Annotated in this window: 20 protein-coding genes; 3 read left to right on the top strand and 17 right to left on the bottom strand. The window is 48.0% G+C overall.

Going from position 1 to position 24,285, the window contains the following annotated elements:
* Positions 1 to 9: 9 nt before the first annotated feature.
* The 16 genes from dnaE to rpsB all read right to left on the bottom strand — a co-directional run bounded on the left by dnaE (position 10) and on the right by rpsB (position 18,237).
* Positions 10 to 3,501 carry a DNA polymerase III subunit alpha gene (gene dnaE / locus CWC22_RS06985; RefSeq protein ID WP_138538985.1) on the bottom strand — a complete coding sequence of 1,164 codons (3,492 nt, stop codon included), beginning with the start codon at positions 3,499 to 3,501 and terminating at the stop codon, positions 10 to 12.
* Positions 3,502 to 3,503: 2 nt separating this feature from the next.
* The gene (gene rnhB / locus CWC22_RS06980; protein WP_138538984.1) at positions 3,504 to 4,097 is read right to left on the bottom strand and encodes a ribonuclease HII; all 594 of its coding nucleotides are present in this window, start codon (positions 4,095 to 4,097) and stop codon (positions 3,504 to 3,506) included.
* On the bottom strand, positions 4,087 to 5,241 hold the full coding sequence (gene lpxB, locus CWC22_RS06975; protein ID WP_138538983.1) for a lipid-A-disaccharide synthase: 1,155 nt from the start codon (positions 5,239 to 5,241) through the stop codon (positions 4,087 to 4,089). Before lpxB ends, rnhB begins: the two co-directional genes overlap by 11 nt.
* A 100-nt stretch (positions 5,242 to 5,341) precedes the next feature.
* Complete coding sequence (gene lpxA / locus CWC22_RS06970) at positions 5,342 to 6,112, bottom strand: acyl-ACP--UDP-N-acetylglucosamine O-acyltransferase (protein ID WP_125564063.1); 771 nt, start codon at positions 6,110 to 6,112, stop codon at positions 5,342 to 5,344.
* Positions 6,113 to 6,114: 2 nt separating this feature from the next.
* Positions 6,115 to 6,567: a 3-hydroxyacyl-ACP dehydratase FabZ gene (gene fabZ / locus CWC22_RS06965; RefSeq protein ID WP_125564064.1), complete on the bottom strand. Its 453-nt coding sequence runs from the start codon at positions 6,565 to 6,567 to the stop codon at positions 6,115 to 6,117.
* Between the two features lie 11 nt (positions 6,568 to 6,578).
* On the bottom strand, positions 6,579 to 7,619 hold the full coding sequence (gene lpxD / locus CWC22_RS06960; protein ID WP_125564065.1) for a UDP-3-O-(3-hydroxymyristoyl)glucosamine N-acyltransferase: 1,041 nt from the start codon (positions 7,617 to 7,619) through the stop codon (positions 6,579 to 6,581).
* On the bottom strand, positions 7,619 to 8,137 hold the full coding sequence (locus CWC22_RS06955) for an OmpH family outer membrane protein (protein ID WP_125564067.1): 519 nt from the start codon (positions 8,135 to 8,137) through the stop codon (positions 7,619 to 7,621). Before CWC22_RS06955 ends, lpxD begins: the two co-directional genes overlap by 1 nt.
* Positions 8,138 to 8,147: 10 nt before the next feature.
* Positions 8,148 to 10,619, bottom strand: a complete 2,472-nt coding sequence (gene bamA / locus CWC22_RS06950; protein ID WP_138538982.1) for an outer membrane protein assembly factor BamA — start codon at positions 10,617 to 10,619, stop codon at positions 8,148 to 8,150.
* 67 nt (positions 10,620 to 10,686) lie between these two features.
* Complete coding sequence (gene rseP / locus CWC22_RS06945) at positions 10,687 to 12,039, bottom strand: sigma E protease regulator RseP (RefSeq protein WP_138538981.1); 1,353 nt, start codon at positions 12,037 to 12,039, stop codon at positions 10,687 to 10,689.
* Between the two features lie 8 nt (positions 12,040 to 12,047).
* A complete protein-coding gene (ispC, locus tag CWC22_RS06940) occupies positions 12,048 to 13,235 on the bottom strand; it encodes a 1-deoxy-D-xylulose-5-phosphate reductoisomerase (protein WP_138538980.1) in 1,188 nt (395 codons plus the stop codon).
* On the bottom strand, positions 13,232 to 14,098 hold the full coding sequence (locus CWC22_RS06935) for a phosphatidate cytidylyltransferase (RefSeq protein ID WP_138538979.1): 867 nt from the start codon (positions 14,096 to 14,098) through the stop codon (positions 13,232 to 13,234). The genes ispC and CWC22_RS06935 overlap by 4 nt, the downstream gene beginning before the upstream one ends.
* An 11-nt stretch (positions 14,099 to 14,109) precedes the next feature.
* The gene (locus CWC22_RS06930) at positions 14,110 to 14,883 is read right to left on the bottom strand and encodes an isoprenyl transferase (RefSeq protein ID WP_125564074.1); all 774 of its coding nucleotides are present in this window, start codon (positions 14,881 to 14,883) and stop codon (positions 14,110 to 14,112) included.
* A gap of 77 nt (positions 14,884 to 14,960) precedes the next feature.
* Positions 14,961 to 15,518: a ribosome recycling factor gene (gene frr, locus CWC22_RS06925; RefSeq protein ID WP_010385751.1), complete on the bottom strand. Its 558-nt coding sequence runs from the start codon at positions 15,516 to 15,518 to the stop codon at positions 14,961 to 14,963.
* 84 nt (positions 15,519 to 15,602) lie between these two features.
* Positions 15,603 to 16,343, bottom strand: a complete 741-nt coding sequence (gene pyrH / locus CWC22_RS06920; RefSeq protein WP_010385750.1) for a UMP kinase — start codon at positions 16,341 to 16,343, stop codon at positions 15,603 to 15,605.
* Positions 16,344 to 16,493: 150 nt separating this feature from the next.
* A complete protein-coding gene (gene tsf, locus CWC22_RS06915) occupies positions 16,494 to 17,345 on the bottom strand; it encodes a translation elongation factor Ts (RefSeq protein WP_049866373.1) in 852 nt (283 codons plus the stop codon).
* A 163-nt stretch (positions 17,346 to 17,508) separates the two neighbouring features.
* The gene (rpsB, locus tag CWC22_RS06910) at positions 17,509 to 18,237 is read right to left on the bottom strand and encodes a 30S ribosomal protein S2 (protein WP_049866374.1); all 729 of its coding nucleotides are present in this window, start codon (positions 18,235 to 18,237) and stop codon (positions 17,509 to 17,511) included.
* A gap of 340 nt (positions 18,238 to 18,577) precedes the next feature.
* On the opposite strand from rpsB, the gene map reads away from it, so the two are divergent.
* From map to dapD, 3 genes are all read left to right on the top strand, one after another.
* Positions 18,578 to 19,369, top strand: a complete 792-nt coding sequence (map, locus tag CWC22_RS06905) for a type I methionyl aminopeptidase (RefSeq protein ID WP_125564076.1) — start codon at positions 18,578 to 18,580, stop codon at positions 19,367 to 19,369.
* Positions 19,370 to 19,529: 160 nt separating this feature from the next.
* Complete coding sequence (gene glnD, locus CWC22_RS06900) at positions 19,530 to 22,148, top strand: [protein-PII] uridylyltransferase (protein WP_125564077.1); 2,619 nt, start codon at positions 19,530 to 19,532, stop codon at positions 22,146 to 22,148.
* A gap of 11 nt (positions 22,149 to 22,159) precedes the next feature.
* Positions 22,160 to 22,987 carry a 2,3,4,5-tetrahydropyridine-2,6-dicarboxylate N-succinyltransferase gene (gene dapD, locus CWC22_RS06895; protein WP_125564079.1) on the top strand — a complete coding sequence of 276 codons (828 nt, stop codon included), beginning with the start codon at positions 22,160 to 22,162 and terminating at the stop codon, positions 22,985 to 22,987.
* Positions 22,988 to 23,040: 53 nt separating this feature from the next.
* Here dapD and CWC22_RS06890 read toward each other — a convergent pair whose 3' ends face one another.
* Positions 23,041 to 24,273 carry a TonB-dependent receptor plug domain-containing protein gene (locus CWC22_RS06890; protein WP_138538978.1) on the bottom strand — a complete coding sequence of 411 codons (1,233 nt, stop codon included), beginning with the start codon at positions 24,271 to 24,273 and terminating at the stop codon, positions 23,041 to 23,043.
* Between the last annotated feature and the right edge of the window lie 12 nt (positions 24,274 to 24,285).

Here is a 24,285-nt window from a genome sequence, read left to right as displayed (position 1 = left end):
ACTACCTGTTTAATTAAATTCTAGTTCTATTTCCTGCGCCGCCATCTTGGATAATCGTCTGAGGAGATCATCACTGGGCGTCACACACCATTGCATACCTAATGTCACTTCCGCTATCGCGTCTGGGCGCTGATATTGGATTTTTACCGGACACGTACCAAATTTGTACGGTTCCAGTACTTTTTTCAGATTATCTATGAAATTCGCGTCTATTTGCACCATATTCAATGTCATTTTTATCGCACTGATCCGCTTTTCGCGGGCCTGAGCTATGGTACAGACTTCTCTGGCGGTCATTGTAATGCCGCCGGAGAAGTTATCAAAGCTGACCTGTCCGGATATTACCAAGATTTGGTTCATTTGCAGCATATCTTGGTACATTTCAAACTGTTCAGGGAATAAGCGTACATCAATTCGTGCGCTCTTGTCATCTAAAGTTATCAGACCCCAGCGTTTGCCTTTCTTATTGATCAGCACCCTTGCATTGATAACCAGTCCGGCAGCCGTCGATTGCACATCGCGATTCGTCGGCTGTAATTCTACTAGACGACCAGAAGTGTAATTTTTTAACTCTTTTCTGTACTGATTGATCGGGTGACCCGTCAGATACAAGCCTAAAGTGTCTTTTTCACCCTGCAACCATTCATCGTCTGACAGCCCAATGGCTTTGACAAACGCTTGTTCTACTTCGTCGGGTTCAACGGCCAGCAGACCGAACAAATCACTCTGCCCCAGCGATTCAGCCTTGTGATGCTGCTCGGCTGACTTCATGGCATCTTTGAGGCTCGCAAGCAAAGTAGCACGGCCTGGTTGTGTCTTCTCTGGTCCCAGCTGATCCAGCGCGCCTGCGTAGATCAGTTTTTCAATAACCCTACGGTTGAGGCGTTTCAGGTCAACCCGGGCACAGAAATCAAATAAATCTTTAAACGGACCGTCCTGCTCCCGGGCTTCCAGGATGGCTTCTACCGGGCCTTCACCCACCCCTTTGATGGCACCGATACCGTAAACTATCTCACCCTGACGGTTTACAGCAAACTTGTAGACACCCGCATTGACGTCTGGTGGAAGCAGCGTCAACTTCATGTTTTCGCATTCATCGACCAGGGTCACGATTTTGTCGGTGTTATCCATATCCGCCGACATTACCGCAGCCATAAACTCGGCCGGATAATGGGTCTTCATCCACAGCGTCTGATATGACACCAGTGCATAAGCAGCAGAGTGAGATTTGTTAAAGCCGTAACCTGCGAACTTCTCTACAAGATCGAAGATCTTCATTGCAAGTTCGCCATCAACTCCGTTGTCTTTCGCACCGTCTTCAAAGGTCGTTCGCTGCTTCGCCATTTCCTCGGGCTTTTTCTTACCCATGGCTCGACGAAGCAAGTCCGCGCCACCCAGGCTGTATCCCGCCAGGACCTGGGCAATCTGCATTACCTGTTCCTGGTATAGGATGATCCCGTAGGTCGGCTCCAGGATGGGTTTCAGGCTCTCGTGCTGGTATTGCGCATCCGGATATGAGATATCTTCGCGACCATGCTTACGGTCGATGAAGTTATCTACCATCCCCGATTGCAGCGGACCCGGACGGAACAAAGCAACCAGTGCGATCATATCTTCGAAACAGTCCGGCTTCAGACGGCGGATCAGATCTTTCATCCCCCGTGATTCCAGCTGGAATACCGCGGTGGTTTCGGCTCTCAGTAACACTTCAAAACTGGCCGGATCGTCCAGTGGGATGGCCGCAATATCGACCGGCTCAATGCCGTCGCGCGCCAGTCGCTCGTTGGTCATGTCCAACGCCCACTGCAAAATGGTTAAAGTACGCAGACCCAGGAAGTCGAACTTTACCAGACCGGCCGTTTCAACGTCGTTTTTATCAAACTGAGTGACCGGGAACTTACCTTCTTCATCACAATACAATGCAGCGAAGTCAGTAATGCTGGTAGGCGAGATAACCACGCCCCCGGCGTGCTTACCGGCGTTACGGGTACAGCCTTCAAGAATACGACACTTGTCGATCAGCTCGCGGACTTCCTCATCGCCGTCATACACTTCAGGCAATCGAGGCTCAACCTCAAACGCTTTGGCCAATGTCATACCCGGGTCACCAGGCACCAGCTTAGAAATTCGGTCAACAAAGCCGTAAGGGTGCCCAAGCACCCGGCCTACATCCCGGATAACCGCCTTAGCCGCCATCGTACCAAAGGTGATGATCTGAGATACCGCCTGACGACCATACAGTTTAGATACGTGGTCGATTACTTCATCCCGTCGGTCCATACAGAAGTCGACGTCGAAGTCGGGCATCGAGACACGTTCAGGGTTAAGGAAACGTTCGAATAGCAGGTCGAATTCAAGTGGGTCCAGATCGGTGATCTTTAACGCATAAGCAACCAAAGAACCCGCACCGGAGCCCCGCCCCGGTCCAACCGGAATATCATTATCCTTACTCCATTGGATGAACTCCATTACGATCAGGAAGTAGCCCGGGAATCCCATCTGGTTGATTACGTCAAGTTCAATTTGCAGACGTTCATCATAAGGGATACGCTTTTCGGCACGTTCCGCGTCATCCGGGAATAAGAATAACAGTCGCTCTTCCAGACCATCGCGGGATACCTTGACCAGGAAGTCTTCAATCTTTAACTCACCAGTTGGGTAATCAGGCAGGAAGTAGGTCCCAAGCTGCACCGTAACATTACAGCGCTTGGCTATCTCAACGGTATTTTGTAACGCCTCTGGAATATCACTGAATAACTCCTGCATTTGCTCAGGGGTTTTTAGATACTGCTCTTTGGAGAAACGTCTGGGTCGATTTTTGTCTTCCAGTGTGTAGCCGTCGTGGATGGCCACACGAATTTCGTGTGGTTCAAAATCCTGTTCATGCAGGAACACCACTTCGTTGGTTGCGACGACAGGCAAGCCTCTTTGTGTGGCCAGTGCGATTGCAGCATGCAGATATTCTTCTTCTTGCTCACGGCCGGTACGGTGCAGTTCAAGATAATAATGATCGGCGAAATGGGTCTCGTAAAATTCAACCGTATCGGCAACCAGCTGCGGGTTACCCTTGAGCAGGGCTTTACCGACATCGCCATCTTTGGCACCTGAGAGTAAGATCAGGCCTTCTTTATATTTGGCAAGCCATGCCTTATCAATAACAGGCCGATGAAATACATGCCCGCGTAAATAGGCTTCGGAGATCAGTAAAGTAAGGTTTTTATAGCCTTCATTGTTTTTTGCCAGCACCACAATGCGACTCGGCTCATCAGGAAACTGATCGCTCTTCAGCCAAAAATCCGCCCCCACCAGAGGTTTAATGCCTGCACCATGCGCAGTACCGTAAAAACGGACCAGGCCGCACAAGTTCATCTGATCGGTAATCGCAAAGGCTGGCATGCCCAGTTCAGCGGCACGCGCCACAATGGGCTTAGTTTTAGCCAGCCCGTCAACCATAGAAAAGTCACTGTGTACTCTTAAATGAACAAACTCAGGTGCTGCCATAACTACTGCTTCTCCGCCAAAATGCGCTGTACAGGTTTGAAGCTGGTTCTGTGATGCGGTGTTGCACCAAACTCACTCAGCGCCGCAAAATGGGCTTTGGTCGGATAACCTTTGTGTGCAGCAAAACCATACTGAGGATACTCTTTGTCCAGGTCGAGCATTTCCTGATCGCGCGTTACTTTGGCCAGTATAGACGCAGCGCTGATCTCTGCAACCAGGCTGTCTCCTTTGACCACGGCCTGCGCAGGGACGCTCAGTTCGGGCAAACGGTTGCCGTCGACAAACACAAACTGTGCTTTAACGGCCAGGCCTTCAACAGCACGCGTCATAGCCAACATAGTGGCATGCAGGATATTTAGCTCATCAATTTCACTCACAGTGGCACGTGCAACATGATAGCACAGCGCCTTTTGTTTAATCTCTTCAGCCAGTAGCAGGCGTTTTTTTTCGGTGAGTTTCTTGGAATCTGCCAACCCGGCTATCGGATTGGCCGGATCTAAAATCACGGCTGCTGTTACCACGTCACCTACCAGAGGGCCACGGCCTACTTCATCTACGCCTGCAATATACTGCATATCAGGACGTTCAATTTGCATTCATTAACTCCACTACTGCCTGCGCAGCCTGTTTACTGGCGTCGCGGCGTATATTCTGGTGAATATCATAAAATCTTTGGATCAGGGCTGAGTTATCGCCTCTCAGCAGAGGTAGCAAGGCGTCCGTGAGTGCATCTGGGTTACAATCCTGTTGTAAAAACTCTTCAACCAGCGCTTCATCCGCCAACAAGTTTGGCAAAGAAAAGTGCTTAATGTTGAAAGTAAAAAAGGTATTGAAAATCCAATAGCTCATTGGCTTGAGCTTATAACCAACGACCATTGGCTTTTTGTATAGCATAGCTTCGAGTGTCGCTGTACCAGACGCCAGTAATACCGCGGTGGCCGCTGTCATCGCTAAAGAAGACTGACCATCCAGTAGAATGGTTCTCAGCTCGGGGGCCACCTGCGATTTGATTGCCTGAAACTGTGCCTTGCGCTTTTCGTTCACCAGGGGCACAAGAATTTTCAGGTTGGGGATTTTGTCAGCTAGAGCTTTGGCTGTGAGCAAGTAGGTTTCGCTCAACTGGCTTACTTCAGAGCCACGGCTACCCGGTAACAGAGCCAGCACCGTATCAGAGTCCTTTAACCCCAGCTGCGCACGCGCGGCTGTGACATCCACATCCAGCGGGATTTCATCTGCCAGCGTATGCCCGACAAAAGTGCACGGCACTTCATGCTTGTCGTAGAAAGCTTTTTCGAATGGTAAAAGAGACAACACCAGGTTGGTCGCTTCTGCGATTTTAAAAATTCGCTTTTGCCGCCATGCCCACACTGAGGGGCTAACGTACTGAACCGTTTTAATCCCGGCTGCTTTGAGTGGTTTTTCTACGCGCAGGTTAAAGTCGGGTGCATCAATACCTATATAAATATCCGGCTTTTGAGCAATGAAGTGTTCGACCAGTTGTTTACGTATTTTCAGTAATCGTGGCAAACGCCCCAGGACTTCCACCAGGCCCATCACGGCCAGCTCTTCCATATCGAATAAGGTTTCGCACCCGGCATCGAGCATTTTTGGACCGGCTATCCCGATAAACCGAGCATTAGGGTAATGTTCACGCAGTGCATGGATCAAACCCGCACCTAAGATGTCACCAGACAGCTCGCCGGCAACAATCCCTATCGTAATTTCTTTTTCGTTGGCCATGTGATTCTTTTAGAATAAAAAAACGCCATACAGGCTGTATGGCGTTAGTATATCAGATACAGATATACGATGTAGAAAGGTTATCGATCGTTATATAAATTTAACGTACCAATCCTCTTTCAGAAGTCGCAATAAAGTCGATCATTTGCTGTACGCCAGCAAATTTTGCCGCATCTTCGCGCATGGCTTCCAGTGCTTCGTCCAGCTTCAGGCCTTTGCGGAACAAGGTCTTGTATGCACGACGAATGGCCATAATCTCATCTGACTCATAACCACGGCGTTTTAACCCTTCTGTGTTAATCGCCGCAGGTCTTGCCGGTGTACCGGTCGTCGTCACAAATGGTGGGACATCCTGATTCACACCGCTATACATGCCAACAAAGGCATGCGCACCAATTTTACAGAACTGATGCACACCTGAATTGCCCGCCAAAATCACAAAGTCACCGATGTGAACGTGCCCTGCAACGCTTGCGTTGTTGGCAAAAATCACGTTGTTGCCAATGATGGCATCGTGTGCGACATGGGTGTATGCCATAAACAGGTTGTTGCTGCCTATCTCAGTAATCCCTTTATCCTGAATAGTTCCACGGTGGATAGTGGCACACTCTCGGATAATATTGTTGTCACCAATCACGAGTTTGGTTGGTTCATCCTTGTACTTTTTATCTTGGCAGGCTTCGCCCACTGATGCGAACTGAAAAATATGGTTACCAGAACCAATCACGCTAGGTCCTTTTATTACCACGTGAGATTCAATTTTACAGTTGTCTCCGATAACAACATCATTACCGATATAGCTATAAGGTCCAACCGATACGTTTTCGCCCAGCTGAGCACCTGACTCAATAATTGCAGTAGGATGGATCACGCTTAAAACTCTCTTCTTGCACACATTAATTCAGCGCTACAGACGACTTTATCGTCAACTTTTGCAACACCAGAAAATTTCCAGATATTACGACGCTCTTTAACAAATTCAACGTGTAAATGCATGGTGTCACCAGGCACAACAGGCTGCTTGAAGCGCGCATTATCAATCGCTGCAAACAAGTATAGTTCATTATCACCGCGATTCTCGACGGTCTTGAAGCCCAACAGGCCTGTTGCCTGAGCCAGCGCTTCTAAAATCATCACACCTGGGAAAATAGGTTGATCGGGAAAGTGGCCTGTAAAAATAGGCTCGTTCGCAGTTACATTCTTAACTGCATGTAAGTATTCGCCAGGCTTATGATCAATGACCTTGTCTACCAGCAGCATCGGGTAACGGTGCGGCAGTAGCTTTAGGATTTCTTGAATATCGAAGCTATTTAATTCGTTGGCCAAAATAACATCCTTTAGTTATCAGTATGTTTAAGCTGTTCTGTGAGGCTTTCCAGCGCTTTTAATCGCGCTTTAAAATCCGAAAGGTTTCGTAGGTGAGCAATGTTCTTACGCCACTCTTTATTAGTGGTGTGTGGCATACCTGACGAGTAAATCCCCGGCTCGGAGATCCCTTTTGTCACCATGCTCATCCCCGTAATGACGACTCCGTCACACACCTCATTGTGTCCATTGACAGCCACCATACCGCCAATCTGGCAATACTTGCCGATTTTAACGCTGCCAGCCATAACGCTACAGCCCGCAATCGCTGTGCCGTAGCCAATTTCAACATTGTGTGCGATCTGAATTTGGTTATCCAAAATCACATTATCATGGATCACCGTGTCGTCTAACGCACCACGGTCTATCGTCGTGCTCGCCCCGACTTCTACGCGGTTACCGATAATGACGCTGCCAAGCTGAGGAATTTTAACCCATTCTCCACCTTCGTTGGCATAACCAAAGCCATCACTGCCGATCACAGCACCTGACTGAAATAAACAGGATTCACCAATCACGACCTCATGATAAATCGTGACATTTGCCCAAAGTTTTGTTTTTGCGCCGATGCGCGTGTGTTTACCGACAAAACAACCTGGGCCAATCTGTACATCATCACCCAGCTCAACGCCCGCTTCTATCACAGCATTGGCACCGATACTGACATTGTTGCCAAGTTTCACAGACTCATGCACTGAAGCGCGCTCGTGGATCGCCTGAGCTGAATCGGGTGTGGTATCCATGTATTGCGCAAGTTTAGCGTACGCAACATAAGGGTTGTCACAGACTAGCTTATTGCCAGAGAAGTGTTCAGCCTCAGAAGGTGCCAGGATCACGGCACCCGCTTGCGTTGATGCAAGTTGGCTGCGGTACTTTTTATTTGCCAGGAACGCGATGTCCTGACCACCCGCACTAAGCAAGGTGGCAATTTTCCCAATTGGCTGAGCCGGATCGCCTTGCAATTCGGCGCCCACAGCTTCAGCCAACTGCGACAAAGTGTAGTGTTTGGTCATTACTTTTTACTGACTACTTCAACAATTTTATCCGACAGGTCAGAAACTTTATCAGGGTTGAAGTAAATTGTCGTATCTTTTACGCGAACTTCGTCGTATTTTCCTTTTTTGGCAACTTCTTCAATGGCATCAACGATCAGTTTCTGTACTTTTGCCAGTTCCTGATTTTGACGTACTTTGATTTCTTGCTCTAGAGGACGACCCTTTGTAGCCAGTTCTTGCTGCATGCCCTGAATTTTTTCACGCAATGCAACTTGCTGATCTTCACTCATTGTCGCGCTTTCACGCTTGAACTTTTCAGCTTCGAAACGGATGTCACCTTGTAGTTTTTCTAATTCTTGACGACGCTCTGCAAATTCAGCTTGTAAAGTCTGCTCAATTTTTGCCATTTGTGGCAATTTTGAGTAGATATTTTGCATATCGACCAGGCCAACTTTGTGTGCAAACGCAGACGCAGAAGCCCCCATCATGAGTGTAGCCATCAGCGCCATGGCCGAAGTTTTAAAAAGGTTTTTCACAATTAGCTCCTTAGAACGTATTACTTATGTTAAAGCTGATGAAGTCAGTTTCATCATCTTCTTCTTTTTTCAGTGGGTAGGCAAAACTGATCAGCATTGGTCCCATTGGCGAGATCCACTGTACAGATAGGCCTGTAGATACCCTGAACCGACTGGGATCAGAGTAATCTGATAGTGTTTTATATACATCCGGCGACAAGTTCGTATAACGATCAGCATCGAACTCCGTGTCCCAGACGTTCGCAGCGTCAATGAAGAAGCTGGTACGCACTGAGCTGGTGTTTTCCTCTTCCAGGAAAGGCGTCGGTACAATCATCTCAATGCCTGCAAGGGCTTTTGCGTTACCACCGATACGGCCACCTTGGATCAGGTTGTCAAACTGCGGATCGCCGCCAATCGAACCTGGTACTGTGCCATCCGGCAGTGGCGTGCCACCAATTGAGGAAGGTGAACGCTGCAACGCACGTGGCAGGATCGTATTACGATCAAAGCCGCGTAGCTCCATTTCTGTGATGCGATAAAATTCCTGGAACGGCAAGGTTTGCTCAAAGCCATTGACTTCACCGTAACCATTACCATAAGCAAGGCCGGCACGCGCCGAGAACACCCAACGATGGTCATTACTGATTGGCCAATAAAAACGCGAGTCATAATTCAGCTTGAAGAAATTCAGATCTGAGTTAGGTGTCGTGACTCTGAAAGTGGCACTTTGACGTGAACCGTCTGTCGGGAACATACCGCGGTTAACAGTGATCCGTGACCAGCCAACGCTCAACTCATATTTAGTAAAGTCAAAACCAGCATCCGGGTTTTCCGGATCGGTAAACGCCAATCGCATCACCCGTGATTGTTCGTAATCCGGGATACGATCCAGCTCTTCTTCAATCCAGCGTACACCAAAGTTGATTCGGTTAACGGCATCAATTGGGAAACCAAAGTTAGTGCCAATACCATAGTTGGTCTGGTCATAATCAATCAGGCCCAGCTTACTACCATCAAAGTCGCTGTAGAAAATGCTGCTACCTTGTGACACACCGTCTGGCGTAAAGTATGGGTTTGTGTAAGAAACGGTATAACGCTTCGACCCTCGGCCTGTATTAATATTAAAGGCAAGCTGGTTACCAGTTCCCAGGAAGTTAGACTCACTCACGCCCACATTAAACTGCAAGCCACCATATGAGCCATAAGCCACACCGGCCTGGAAGCTACCAGCGGGCTGCTCTTTAACTTTAAAATCAACATCGACCTGATCGTCAACACCCGGAATTGGCTTGACTTCAAAGTCAACGCTTTCCATATACGGCAGACGCTGGATCTGTAACTTAGAACGTTCAAGGCTTTGGTTAGATAGCCAGGCGCCTTCAAGCTGTGTCATTTCACGACGAACAACGTGGTCAGCAGTCACCTGGTTGCCATTGACTGCAATACGGCGTACGTAAACACGCTTGCCAGGGTCAACCGCCAGGGTCAGCTTCACTTCTTTGCTTTCGTCATCAATGTCAGGCACGGTACGTACCTCAGCATTGGCATAGCCAAAGCGCGCCAGATAACTCTTGATAAATTCTTCGGTGGCAGTGACGATTGAGCCGTTATACAGCTCACCACTTCTTAACGGTACAACACTGCGGATCAATTCTTCACGACCCAGCAAGTCCCCGATAAACTCAAAGTCTTTTACCATGTACTGCTCACCCTCGGTGAGGTTTGCCGTCACATAGACTGACTCACGCTCTGGGCTCACGGAAACCTGGGTAGAGTCAATGTTGAAACGCAGGTAACCACGATCCAGATAGTAACTGCGGATCTTTTCCAAGTCGCCTTCAATGGTTTGCTTCTGATAGCGGTCACTAGACAGGAATTTCCACCAAGGTAAATCCTGCTGCGATTCAACCAATTTCAACAGCTCTTCATCTGAGAAAAGTTCGTTACCAACCAGGTTGATCTGCCTGACCGACGCCGCGTCACCTTCATTAAAGTCCAGCTTCAGTCTTACCCGGTTACGTGGCAGCTCAACAATGGTCATCTCAATCTTAGCGTTGTACTTACCGATACTGTGGAAGAATTCGATAAGGCCTTTCTCTACGCTATCAATAACCGTTCTGTCTAAAGTTTCACCGGCACGGATATTTTGCTGATCTAAGCTTTCCTGAAGCTGCTCATCTTTGATGTCTTTGTTGCCATCAAATTCAATCGAAGCAATCGTCGGACGTTCTTTAACTTTGAAAATAACCTGATTGCCATCTCTAAATGCAGCAATATCATCAAAATGGCCAGATGCAAACAGCGCCTTAATCGTCTTGGACACTGTATAGTCATCAACTTGATCACCCACGTTGATAGGAATGTGTGTTAACGCAGCGCCCAGCGCAACGCGCTGCAGGCCTTCAACTTTCAAATCTTCTACGATAAAGGAGTTTTGCCCCAGAGCAGCAAAGCTCGCGCCCAGTAAACTCGTTACAGCTAAATGTTTTTTTATAGGCATTTTATTATCTTTATCCTTTACAGCTTACGGCGAACAGTGCGCCTCAATTGCTATCGCACCTTGCGGCCTAAAGCCTCGATACATCGTTAAGTAGTGCAAAACAAGTTAGCGCCAGGAGCACAACTGCACCCACCTTATAGCCTAACTCTTGTGTCTTTTCAGAGACCGGTTTTTTGCGAATAAGTTCAATAAAGTAATACATTAAGTGCCCGCCATCTAAGACCGGCAGGGGTAAAAGGTTGAAAACCCCTAGGTTGACGCTAATTAAAGCCAAAAAGCCTAAAAATGCGACAAACCCATAACTCACACTATTTCCGGCCCCTACAGCAATGCCAACCGGCCCACTGAGATTTTTAACCGATACCTGACCGGTCAACAAATTACCAATCATCTCAAAACTGAGCGCAGTTAAGTCGTAGGTCTTTTTAACGCCCAGCACGATACTATCGAATACCCCGTATTGTCTAGTTTCAATATACCCTTTTGGCCAGGGTTCAAGCACTGGTACTACGCCCAAATAGCCAATAAGTACCCCCTGGTTGTCTTCTCGGCCCTGTGGCGTAGGGTAAAGATCAACCTCAACACCAGCTCTTTGCACGACCAGATGACTGCGTTGTTGCGCTGAGGTTTGTACTAGCTGTACAAATTGTTCCCATGAGTCGAGCGTTTCATTGTTATAACGCAGCAGTTTATCACCCACCGCTAAACCGCCTTGCTCGGCAGCAGAGCCTGACGCTATTTGCGCAATTTCTAGTTTCAGATTAGGGCGGTAAGGTTGGATACCCACAGACGTCAAAGGTGGCACATCTTGCTCATCCAATCGCCACTCACGAGTATCTAGCTGACGCAAAGCGAGCTGACCCTGACTGTCCTGAACTTTGAGGATAACCTGCGATTCACCCAGTCCCCCCATCAACGCAAAGGTGACTTCCTGCCAGGACTGAACAACCTCGTCGTCGACACTGATAATACGATCGCCCGGCTGCACCTGAGCCAGAGCCGCAATACTGCTGTCGGTCACATTTCCAACAATAGGCTTGGCATTCTGAACGCCAACCATATACATAAGTGCGAGAGCAAAAATAGCGAAAAGAAAGTTCGCAAGGGGTCCGGCGGCTGAAATGGCAATTCTGGAAAGTACGGGTTTGTTGTTAAATGACAGATGTTGTTCTGAAACAGGCACCTCATCCACACGCTCATCCAACATACGAACGTACCCACCCAAAGGAATGGCGGCAATGACATATTCAGTACCGAGCTTGTCATACCAACGGACCAGAGGTTTACCAAAACCAATTGAGAACCGGAGTACTTTCACACCGGCTTTTCTGGCAACCCAAAAGTGGCCATATTCATGTACAGCCACCAAGATCCCCAGTGCGACAATGAAAGAACCCAGGTTCCAGAAAAATTCCAACATAGTGACTCCTACTTACTGATCAGTTCCCTGGCAAGTCTGCGGGCTTGCGCATCCTGTGCCATTATCGCGTCCACAGAGTGTAAAGGTTCGAGGTGGCAACGTTCAAGCACTTCAGCATTTATGCGATAAATATCACAAAAGCCAATTTGCTCATTCAAAAAGGCCGCAACAGCAATTTCGTTCGCCGCATTCAGTGTCGTTGTAGCTGACTGGCCGCTACGACACGCATCGATTGCCAGTTTTAAGTTGGGATAGCGGTTGAAATCAGGCTTGGTAAAGGTGAAATCGACAATATCCGCAAAATCGAGTGGCTTAACGCCCGCTTCTATCCGTTCTGGGTAAGCAAGACCATAAGCAATGGGAGTTCGCATATCTGGTTGGCCCATTTGCGCAATCACAGAGCCGTCTATGTATTGCACCATGGAATGGATCATACTCTGTGGATGAATAACCACTTCAATGTCATCAGCCTGGCAATGAAACAGCCATTTTGCTTCGACGAACTCCAGCCCTTTGTTCATCATGGTCGCGGAGTCTACAGAGATCTTCTGTCCCATTGACCAGTTAGGGTGTGCGACGGCCTCAGCAACGGTTACATCGGCCAGCGTATCAATGGCGCGTGTCAGGAATGGTCCGCCGGAGCCTGTCAGGAGAATTTTGCGGATCCCTTGAGTATCAAGTGCCGTGCTGTCGCCCTTTTGTAAGACACCAGGTAAGCACTGAAAGATGGCATTGTGTTCACTGTCAATGGGCAGCAAAGTTGCACCATGGCGCTTTACTTTGTCCATAAACAACTGCCCGGACATGACCAGAGATTCTTTATTGGCCAGCAGGACTTTCTTGCCCTGCTCTACAGCCGCCAGTGTTGGCAATAACCCCGCCGCACCGACAATGGCCGACATCACAATGTCTACGTCAGTATGAGCGGCGATGTCACACATGGCCTGAGTGCCACTAAGCACTTCAGTCTGTTGGCTGTTAAGTGCCTCCCTTACCTCTGTGGCTGCGTCTTCAGCTCCCATCACGACATAGCGAGGCTGATGCTTCAACGCCTGCTCAATAACCAGCTGTGCATTACGTCCGGCAACCAGCGCAAAAACCTGATACTGTGTGCTATTTCGCTCGACAACATCCAGCGTTGATGTGCCAATAGAGCCAGTTGACCCTAAAATAACCAGGTTTTGCTTATCACTCATAGTGTCACCGTCCAGGCGTACAGCAAGGCAAAAATCGGCGCAGCCGCAGTTAAACTATCGATACGGTCAAGAATACCGCCGTGTCCCGGCAGACATTTACCTGAGTCCTTTAACCCGGCTTCACGTTTAAACATGCTTTCCAGCAAATCACCGACAGCGGAAAACAACGCAATCACAACGGTTAATCCTGCATACAATACCCATTGATGTTGCGCTACGTCACTGCAGTAGCAGAAAATGACCACAAACACGACAGACGTCAGTAAGCCACCGATCAAGCCTTCGATGGTTTTATTGGGGCTGACATTCGGCATTAACTTGTGTTTGCCAAAATTCTTACCGGCAAAGTAAGCACCTATGTCTGCACTCCACACGATGCCCAGCACCACCATGATTAACACTGAGCCGTATTGCTCTGCCTGATGATACTCAGCGCTGCGCAGCACATTCAGTGCCAGCCAAAGTGGAATCAAGGTCAAAAAGCCGGCAATGGTACGCATGATCATGCCTTCATTCCAGGCTTTGGCCATACGCGGGTAATTCATAACCAGAACGGTTGCAACCAGCCACCAGGCAGCGGCAAGGGTAAAGACGTAGTTTGCATCAGCGACCAGACGCCCCTGATGCCAAAGCTCTGTGATCGGCCAGTGGATATGAAGGCCGGCCAGAACTGCTGCCATCATGACAACATAAATACCTTTGTGCAGGCGATTTGTGAGGCCAATAAAGGCAGCCCATTCCCAGGCACCCATCAGGATAATGGCGCCGGCAATCACACTAAATAAATTCAGCGGTGTAAAAAATACCAATAGTAAAGCCAGTGGCGCCAGCACCACCGACGTCATAACACGTTGTTTTAACAAATTTTATACCTTTAACTTGTTGTTTTGCTCTCGGCGAGTAATTGTTTTATTTGTTCGCCGGTACAACCGAAACGTCGTTCTCTCGAAACGTAACAGGCAAGCGCTTCTGAAAACGCTTCTTCATTAAAGTCTGGCCATAATGTTTCGGTAAAGTAGAGCTCAGCATACGCTGCCTGCCACAGTAAGAAATTACTAATGCGGTAATCTCCACCGGTGCGGATCAATAGATCAAGCGGGCTTTGGTCCGCCATCGTCAACTGTGACGAAATCGCCTCTTCTGTAATGTCGCTCGCCTGGATGGCGCCTTCAGCGACCTGCTCAGCCAAGGCTTGAGCCGCCTGCATAATATCCCAGCGACCGCCATAATTGGCCGCAATGTTCAACTTTAATCCCGAGTTATGCTCGGTCAATTGTTCTGCATCGACCACTTTTTGCTGCAACCCGGCTGGGAAGCGCGAGATATCTCCGATGATTGACAGCTTCACATTGTTCTTATGGAGCTTCTTAACTTCTTTACTCAATACAAACAGGAATAATTCCATCAAAGTGCTGACTTCGTCCTCAGGACGGCGCCAGTTTTCACTACTGAAAGCGAACAACGTCAATGACTCTATCCCTAGCTTAGAGCAAAACTGCACAGCATTGCGAACTGAATCTACCCCTTTTTTATGTCCATATGCACGGGGACGCTTACGCGCCTGAGCCCAGCGGCCATTTCCATCCATAATGATAGCGACATGTTTGGGCAGAGATTGCTGTGAAATTGCGTCAGCGGTTAAAATCATAATGCCTATTTAAGTAAAAAAAAACGCCGTCTAGTATACCTTAGACGGCGCTGCAAACCTAATAAATTTGTGGTTGCTTAGATTTCCATCAGCTCTGCTTCTTTAGCGCTCAGCTGAGTGTCCATCTCTTTGATAAACTTATCAGTTAGCTTCTGGATCTCGTCTTCTGCCTGACGTGCTTCGTCCTCAGAAATCTCTTTATCCTTCAGCAGTGATTTCACGTCACCGTTGGCATCACGACGAATGTTACGCACTGCAACACGGCCGCCTTCAACTTCGCCACGTACGATTTTGATCAGGTCCTTACGACGCTCTTCTGTCAGCGGAGGAAGTGGTACACGGATAACCGTACCCGCAGACATTGGGTTAAGACCCAAATCAGACGCCATGATCGCTTTTTCTACCGCTTGTGCCAAAGACTTGTCAAATACGCTGATAGCCAGTGTACGTGAATCTTCTACCGTCACGTTAGCAACCTGGTTAAGCGGCGTGTCAGCACCGTAGTAAGACACAGAAATGCCATCAAGCAATGCCGGGTGTGCACGGCCAGTACGGATTTTAGATAACTGGCTTGCCAGCGCAGCTACGCTTTTTGTCATGCGCTCTTGCGCATCTTTTTTAATATCATCAATCACAGTGCTATCCTATTCTTTACTGTATTAATCGGACTCAGCTTGCAGGTTAAGTTGCTGGTGTAGCCAGCCAATGCGCCAGAGCGCTTACTCTGCAGCTGGTTGTGTACTGATTAACGTACCTTCTTCTTCACCCATGATAACCCGCTTTAGTGCGCCAGGCTTGTTCATGTTGAATACGCTCAAAGGCATGTTGTGGTCACGGGCCAGCGTGAATGCCGCAAGGTCCATAACCTTTAATTCTCTTTCAATCACTTCATTGTACGTCAGGTGACGGTGTAATTCTGCATCTGGGTTTTTCACTGGGTCATCACTGAATACGCCGTCTACTTTGGTCGCTTTGATAACCGTGTCTGCTTCAATTTCAATACCGCGCAAACAGGCGGCTGAATCAGTTGTGAAGAACGGGTTACCGGTACCCGCAGAGAAGATAACCACGCGACCTGATTTCAGCAAGCTGATTGCTTCTGCCCAGTTATACGCATCACAAACACCATTTAGAGGAATGGCAGACATCAGGCGTGCATTCACAAACGCTCTGTGCAGCGCATCGCGCATTGCCAGGCCGTTCATCACAGTTGCCAGCATTCCCATGTGATCGCCCACTACGCGATTCATGCCCGCTTCGGCTAACGAGCCGCCACGTAAGAAGTTACCGCCGCCGATAACCAAACCCACTTCTACGTCGAGTTCTACAAGTTCTTTTATTTCTTGGGCCATACGATCCAATACTTTAGGATCGATTCCAAAGCCTTCATCTCCCATCAAAGCTTCGCCGCTAAGTTTAAGAAGAACGCGTCTAAAAACAGGTTTTCGATTGATAGTCATAATTTCCGGGCCAAATTAAAAGTGAGATACAAAATAACCGCGCTTATGAAAGACATAAATGCGCGGTTATTTTAGAGAATTTTGTGCAGTGACGCAAAAGCAAATCTCATCTCGAGGAGGCTTTTGCATCACTTAATCACCTAAGCGTGATTATTCGCCTTTAGCAGCCGCGATTTGAGCAGCAACTTCAGCAGCGAAGTCTTCTTCTTTCTTCTCGATACCTTCACCTACTTCAAGGCGAATGAATGAAGAAACAGAAGCACCTTTTTCTTTCAGGTACTCACCAACAGACTTCTTAGGCTCCATGATGAAAGCCTGACCAGTAAGAGAGATCTCACCAGTGAACTTCTTCATGCGGCCAACAACCATTTTCTCAGCGATTTCAGCAGGCTTGCCTTCGTTCATAGCGATTTCAACCTGAACCGCTTTTTCTTTCTCTACAACCTCAGCAGGTACATCTTCTGGGTTTAGGTAGTCAGGCTTAGAAGCAGCAACGTGCATTGCAACGTGCTTCAGCGTTTCTTCGTCAGCTTCACCAGTTACAACAACACCGATACGGTCGCCGTGACGGTAAGCAGAGATGTTTGCACCATCGATGTACTCAACGCGACGTACGTTGATGTTTTCACCGATTTTAGCAACTAGTGCAACACGCGTTTCTTCGAACTTAGCTTTCAAAGTTTCGATGTCTGTTTTCGCTTCAGCAGCAGCGTCAAGAACAGTGTTTGCAAAACCCAGGAAGTTTTCGTCTTTAGCAACGAAGTCAGTTTGACAGTTAACTTCAAGAAGTGCAGCGAAACCTTCACCTTGCTTGATAAGGATTGTACCTTCAGCAGCAATGTTACCAGCTTTTTTAGCCGCTTTAGCAGCACCGCTCTTACGCATGTTTTCGATAGCTAGATCGATGTCACCGTTAGTTTCAGTTAGTGCTTTTTTACAATCCATCATGCCAGCGCCAGTGCGCTCGCGAAGTTCTTTAACTAGGGCAGCAGTTACAGCCATTAGAATATCCTCAATTCTGAATTCGGTTTTTTGATAAGCGAATTACCGCTTGTAAAGAATATCAAGTCTTCAGAAAAATAAGATGAAGACTTGATGACAGCTTAGTGCGTTGCGACCGGCCACCCGCAAACTAGGCGTTGCCAGTGGCGCGGTATGCAATCAATTACTCAGCTTCTACGAAGTCGTCGCTTTCAGCTTGAGCAACGATGTTGCTTTCACGACCTTCAGTGATAGCAGTCGCTACAGCACCAGTGTAAAGCTGGATAGCGCGGATCGCGTCATCGTTACCTGGGATGATGAAGTCAACGCCGTCTGGGTTAGAGTTAGTATCAACAACAGATACTACTGGAATGCCCAGGTTGTTTGCTTCACGGATAGCGATGTGCTCGTGGTCAGCATCGATGATGAAGATAGCGTCTGGAAGACCGCCCATATCTTTGATACCACCAAGGCTCTTCTCAAGCTTTTCCATTTCGCGAGTTTTCATCAAAGCTTCTTTTTTAGTCAGCTTCTCGAAAGTACCGTCTTGGCTTTGAGTCTCAAGGTCTTTAAGACGCTTGATTGATTGACGAACTGTTTTCCAGTTAGTCAACATACCACCCAACCAACGGTGATTTACGTAGAACTGCTCGCTTTGAATAGCTGCTTCTTTAACTGCTTCGCTTGCAGCGCGCTTAGTACCAACGAAAAGGATTTTACCTTTGTTAGATGCAACGTTCGAAAGGAACTTAAGTGCATCGTTGAACATAGGAACTGTCTTTTCAAGGTTGATGATATGAACACGGTTACGAGCGCCGAAGATGAAAGGCTTCATCTTAGGGTTCCAGTAACGAGCCTGGTGACCAAAGTGAACACCAGCTTGAAGCATATCGCGCATTGAAACGTTTGCCATTTGTATTTTCCTCTAAATTAAGTAGGGTTAGGCCTCCACATATCCCATAACACCAACAAGTTCGGTAATCCGGTAACCCGGTTATTTGCCCCTCGCCTGCACCCAAGTGTATGTGTCGATATGTGTGTGTGTTAAAATTAAATTTCGTGTTGTCTTCGTTACAAAAAACCGTCTTGCATCATTCAGTGGTCAATTGGACCACCAGAAAGGCGAAAAGATTTATTTGTAAAAAGACGGCGCGCTTTATACCATATAAAAGAAATTAACTCAACGTTTGGGCTAAAAATCGTTCATAAACTAGCCCGGTGTTGTTGCGTCGAAACTATGACTTGGAGTCTCAATGAGTGCAGTGATCAAAACCCCTGAAGAAATCGAAAAGATGCGTGTTGCCGGTAAGTTAGCCGCTGAAGTCTTGGAAATGATTGAACCTTATGTCAAACCAGGGGTGACGACCGATGAGCTAAACACCATTTGTCATAACTACATTGTAGATGTGCAGCAAGCCGTCCCTGCCCCTCTTAACTACCACGGTTTCCCGAAGTCGATCTGTACCTCAGTAAACCACGTAATTTGTCATGGTATTCCAAACGACAAGCCACTCAAAGATGGCGACATCATCAACATTGATGTGACGGTTATCAAAGATGGTTATCATGGCGATACCTCAAAAATGTTTTTCGTGGGCAAACCGAGTATTCAGGGTAAGCGTCTGAGCGAAGTCACTCAAGAAGCGCTGTACATTGGTATTCGTATGGTAAGACCTGGCGTACGCATTGGCGACATCGGCGCTGCTATCCAAAAATATGCGGAAGGCTTTAATTACTCTATCGTCCGTGAATATTGCGGCCATGGCATTGGTGCGGAATTCCACGAAGAACCGCAAATCGTCCACTATGGTAAAGCAGGCACCGGAGAAGCGCTTGAAGCAGGTATGTGTCTGACCATTGAACCTATGGTCAATGCCGGAAAACGCCACTGTAAGTTACTGAAAGACGACTGGACTGTTGTGACCAAAGACCGCAGCTTATCTGCGCAATGGGAACACACGCTGCTGGTCACAGAAAACGGTGTAGAGATCCTGACATTACGCAGCGACGACACCATTGAGCGAGTAATTGAGCACAGCGCTTAATCACTCCAAAACAACGCCACCTTTGCGGTGGCGTTGTCATTAATCCACTATGCTGCCTTTTCATCCAGTTAAACGCCCTTCGCCAATCACAACCTCGCATTTTTTTGTCACTTAGTGTAAAACTGAGCTGTGAGTTTTGCGCGCAACATAGGGAGTCCAGGTGGCACTACCAAACAAAGTAAAAACGCTTCTCGACGAAGCGCAAACCTTGAACGATTACAAAAACTGTCAGACCTATTTTTACAAGTGGCTGAACAACCAGTTTTCTAAGCAACCCGTCAGACAGCTGATCAATGCCCGGGCCGAGTTTATTGACCGCTTATTGATTAAGTTATACTCCGACACCGGGCTGGCCCAATTCCCGGATTTGGCTCTAATAGGGGTTGGCGGATATGGTCGTGGAGAATTACATCCATATTCCGACATTGACTTTCTGCTGCTGTGCAAACAAGAACCCGGACCTGAACTGACAGAGTCTCTCGAGTCATTCATGACCTTGTTATGGGACCTCAACCTGGATATTGGTCACAGTGTCCGAACCCACGAGCAGGTACTCGAACAAAAACGTGAAGACGTACACTTCACCACCAGCCTGCTTGAGAGCCGATTAATTTGCGGCAATCATGTTGAGTTTGAACGCCTCAAAAGTCACATTGTTGAGACGCCCATCTGGCAATCAGATGAATTCTTTATCGCCAAGGTCAAAGAGCAACGACTACGTCGCAGAAAGTGTCACGGTACCGCCTATAACCTTGAGCCGAATATCAAAGAAAATCCGGGTGGCCTGCGCGATCTCCAGACCATCTTCTGGGTCGCTAAAAAACACTTTCATGCAGAAACACTCGAAGAGCTGATTAGTCATGGTTATCTGACTCACGAGGAGTACCAGGAACTGCTGGAATGCCTGGAAAACCTCTGGAATATCCGCTTTGCACTCCATCTGGCAGCCGGACGCAGTGAAAATCGCTTGCTGTTTGATTACCAGCCTCATGCCGCTGAGCTGTTAGGATTTGGTTCCGAGGGCAAGGCTTCCGTTGAACGCATGATGAAACGTCTGTTCCGGATCATGAGTCGTGTGCGCGAAATGAACCAGATGCTACTGGCGTATTTTGAGCAGAGCATTTTACCAGATCAAAGCGAACAAACCGTGATACCGCTCGATAACCACTTTGAGCGTGTTGGCAATAAAATTCGGGTAAAGAATCCTTCAGTGTTCTTTCGCCGGGAAAATCTCATTTTATTGTTTGAACATATTGCCGATAACCCGGAAATTACCGACATCGATCCCAGCACCATTCGCACTGTGCGCCAGGTAAGACGCCGCCTGTTGGGTGATTTGCAAGATTATGCCGCCTGCCGCGATGCATTAATGCGGCTGCTTAAACACCCCAACGGCATGGGCCGCGCGTTTACCCTGATGCACAAACATGGGATCATTGCAGCCTACTTGCCACAATGGCGAAATATCTTCGGGCAGATGCAATTCGATTTATTTCATGCCTATACCGTTGATGAGCACACACACAAGCTCATCAACAATATTTATCGCTATTTTAGTCATGAGCACCAGGGCGAATTTCCGCTGTGTACTGAAATCGTCACGCGCATGGATAAACCTGAGTTGCTGTATCTGGCAGGCATTTTCCATGATATTGCCAAAGGCCGGGGTGGCGATCACTCTGAGCTGGGGGCCGTTGATGCATCTGCGTTTGCACAAATGCATGGGTTCTCTTCATCCGACTGCAAGCTTGTTGCCTGGTTAGTCGAAAATCACCTGTTGATGTCGGTCACCGCGCAGCGTAAAGACATCAATGATCCGGAAGTGATCAACGAATTTGCCTCGCGCATTAAGAATGAACGCCAGCTCGACTATCTCTATTGTCTGACCGTTGCCGATATTCGTGCAACCAATGATAACCTGTGGAATGACTGGAAAAACACCCTGTTGCGGGAGCTTTACTTGCTCACGCAGCGAGCATTGCGTCTGGGTCTGGAAAACCCCATGGATATGCGTGATCAGATCCGCGATAAGAAACAACAGGCAAAACAGCGGCTGATCAATAAAGACTACCGCGAAGACCTAATTGACATGATCTGGGCGCGCTTTAAAGCCAACTATTTTACCGCGTTCAGCGAACAACAAATTTCCTGGCAAACTGAATATCTACTCGGCCGAGATGACCTGAGCAAGCCCTGCGTGGTTGTCTCAGAACAACCGATGCATGGCGGAACCCAGGTTTTTGTTTACGCGCCTTATGAAGCCAGTTTGTTTGCTAAACTGGTGGCAGTAATTGGTTCCAAAAAGGCCCAGATCCAGCATGCTCAGGTACTGACAACTAAAGACGGTTATGTGGTCTTTAGCTTTGTCATACTAGAAGTAGATGGTCGCCCCATCAGCGGTACCCGCGCCAAAGCTTTGCGGCGCAGCCTGGAAGTGATCCTCACAGATCCGAAGAAGAAAATCCGGCTGAAGAAAAACCGCTCACAACGTTTCAAAGACTTTAATATTAAACCTAAGGTCGTGGTACGCCCCCACGCCCGCAGTGACCGAAACCTAATAGAGATCCAGGCAGTGGATATTCCAGGCTTATTGACTAAAATAGCCGAAGTTTTTCAAGTCCATTCACTGCATATTCACGCCGCACGTATTACCACAGTGGGCGAACGCGCGGAGGATTTCTTTGTGGTCTCGGACAAAGATTATCAACGTCTCAGTGAAGATGCCAAAGCATCGTTACATCGCTCACTGATGAAAAAACTCAATGCAGAATCTGAATAAATGAGGACACTATGTCGGATTTAAAAACCACAATTGAACAAGCCTGGGAACAACGCGATACCATCACACCCAGTGATGTGTCACCTCAGGTAAAAAATGCCATCATTGATGCACTGGCTTTACTGGACTCAGGCGCAGCACGCGTTGCTGAAAAAGTCAGTGGCGAGTGGGTTGTGCACCAGTGGCTGAAAAAGGCGGTTCTGCTGTCATTCCGTATTCGCGATAACCAGCCTATGCATGACGGGGTAAACCAGTTTTTCGATAAAGTCCCGCTAAAGTTTAGCGACTATACACCAGAGCAGTTTCAGCAAGGTGGCATGCGTGTGGTCCCCAATGCCGTTGCACGTCAGGGTAGCTTCATCGGCAAAAATGTGGTTTTGATGCCGTCTTATGTCAACATTGGCGCTTATGTCGACGAAGGCACTATGGTTGATACCTGGGCCACAGTCGGTTCATGTGCTCAGATCGGCAAAAATGTACACCTCTCTGGCGGTGTAGGTATCGGCGGTGTACTGGAGCCATTACAAGCCAACCCAACCATTATCGAAGATAACTGCTTCATCGGTGCCCGCTCTGAAATTGTTGAAGGGGTCATTGTTGAAGAAGGCGCGGTAATTTCAATGGGTGTGTACATTTCACAAAGTACGCGTATCTATGACCGCGAAACCGGCGAGATCCACTACGGCCGAGTTCCAGCAGGTGCCGTTGTCGTCCCAGGTTCATTACCAAGCAAAGATGGTACTCACAGCCTGTATGCGGCGATCATAGTTAAGAAAGTGGACCAGCAAACGCGTGAAAAAGTAGGGATCAACGCCCTGCTTCGCTCAGTTCAGGACTGATCCACCGTCTGATTTAAGCCCGGTGTAAAAACCGGGCTTTATCTCACCAAAAATCAGAATGCCCACTTCACACCGAACGACGGAATAATCGGCAACCAGTGCCCGCGCTCTTCTTTTTTACGCAACTTTCCCTGCCCATCTACTGAGTAGCTGGTTCGATCTATACAACATTCATTGTCAAAGTTCAGTAAATTAGAAACTTCAAAGAAAACAGTTAACTCACTGTTTGATAATGGATAGATTTTATGAATTCGCATATCTATACGTTTGTAGTTACCCAGTTTAAGCTTGTTACGCTCATTGAGACTACGCTGGATTTCGTAACCGCCATTGGGCGTATTTTTTACCAAACGGCCTGACTCGCCAGTCATAGGCCAACCGGAATGAAAATACACCAGCCCACTGATCTGCCAGCCATTATCGAACTGATAACGACTCGTCAGCTTTATAGCATGCCTTTGGTCCCAGCTACGCGGATACCAGCGTCCGCTAATGCTGTCCTGTGCGTTAGACCAACTGTAACTCGCCTGCCACTGCCATTGAGAAGTAATGTGATGCTGAAAGCTCAGCTCAACGCCTTTAACTCTGGCTGAGTCCGGGGCAACCCGATACCTGTCGGCCTGCCCTTCTGGTAAGAATTCATAAAGGTCAAACGCATTCTCATACCAGGGCCGCAGCTGTGACAGTTTTTTCAGATACGCTTCAGCGCGCCATTGAAAAGCCGGGCTCAGCGCATGCTGATAAGATAGAATGACATGACGCGCTTTCTCTACGCCATGAAACTCAGTGGTGCCATCAGCGACCTGCAAGCTGAGAATATCCTCAGGCTGGTAATAATCTCCGGCGCTCAGGGAAACCCGCTGTTCGTCGGCTGGCTGATACAAGAGCGCAACTCGCGGGCTCCATTGCGCTTTGGTAAACCCATAATAATCCTGCTGATCCCAGCGCAAACCCAGCTCAGCTACCCAGTCAGGGTTAAGTCGCCAACGATCACTGATATAGGCACCAAACACATTACCGGATGCAGTTAGTTGTGTTTTTTGCTGACGATAGTCTTCACCGTCATAGTTCACCTGATACCAGGCTTCCAGCCAGTAATCATACTCTGCATCTAGGTATTTGGCTTCAAAACCCGACTCCAGATAATGACTGTCACTAACACGCCATTGCCAGTCTTGTTTCAGTGAGTAGGCATAAAAGAACTTGTTATCGTCCAGGGTAAGCCACACTTCGGTCGGGTCGTATTGACCGCCGCTACGGTCTTCCTCGACTCTGGCAACTGACAATAACGTCTGGCT

It is taken from the genome of Pseudoalteromonas rubra, assembly GCF_005886805.2.
Taxonomy (GTDB): domain Bacteria; phylum Pseudomonadota; class Gammaproteobacteria; order Enterobacterales; family Alteromonadaceae; genus Pseudoalteromonas; species Pseudoalteromonas rubra_D.
Note: the sequence above shows the minus strand (reverse complement) of the source record. Positions and strands in the feature narration are given on the sequence as shown.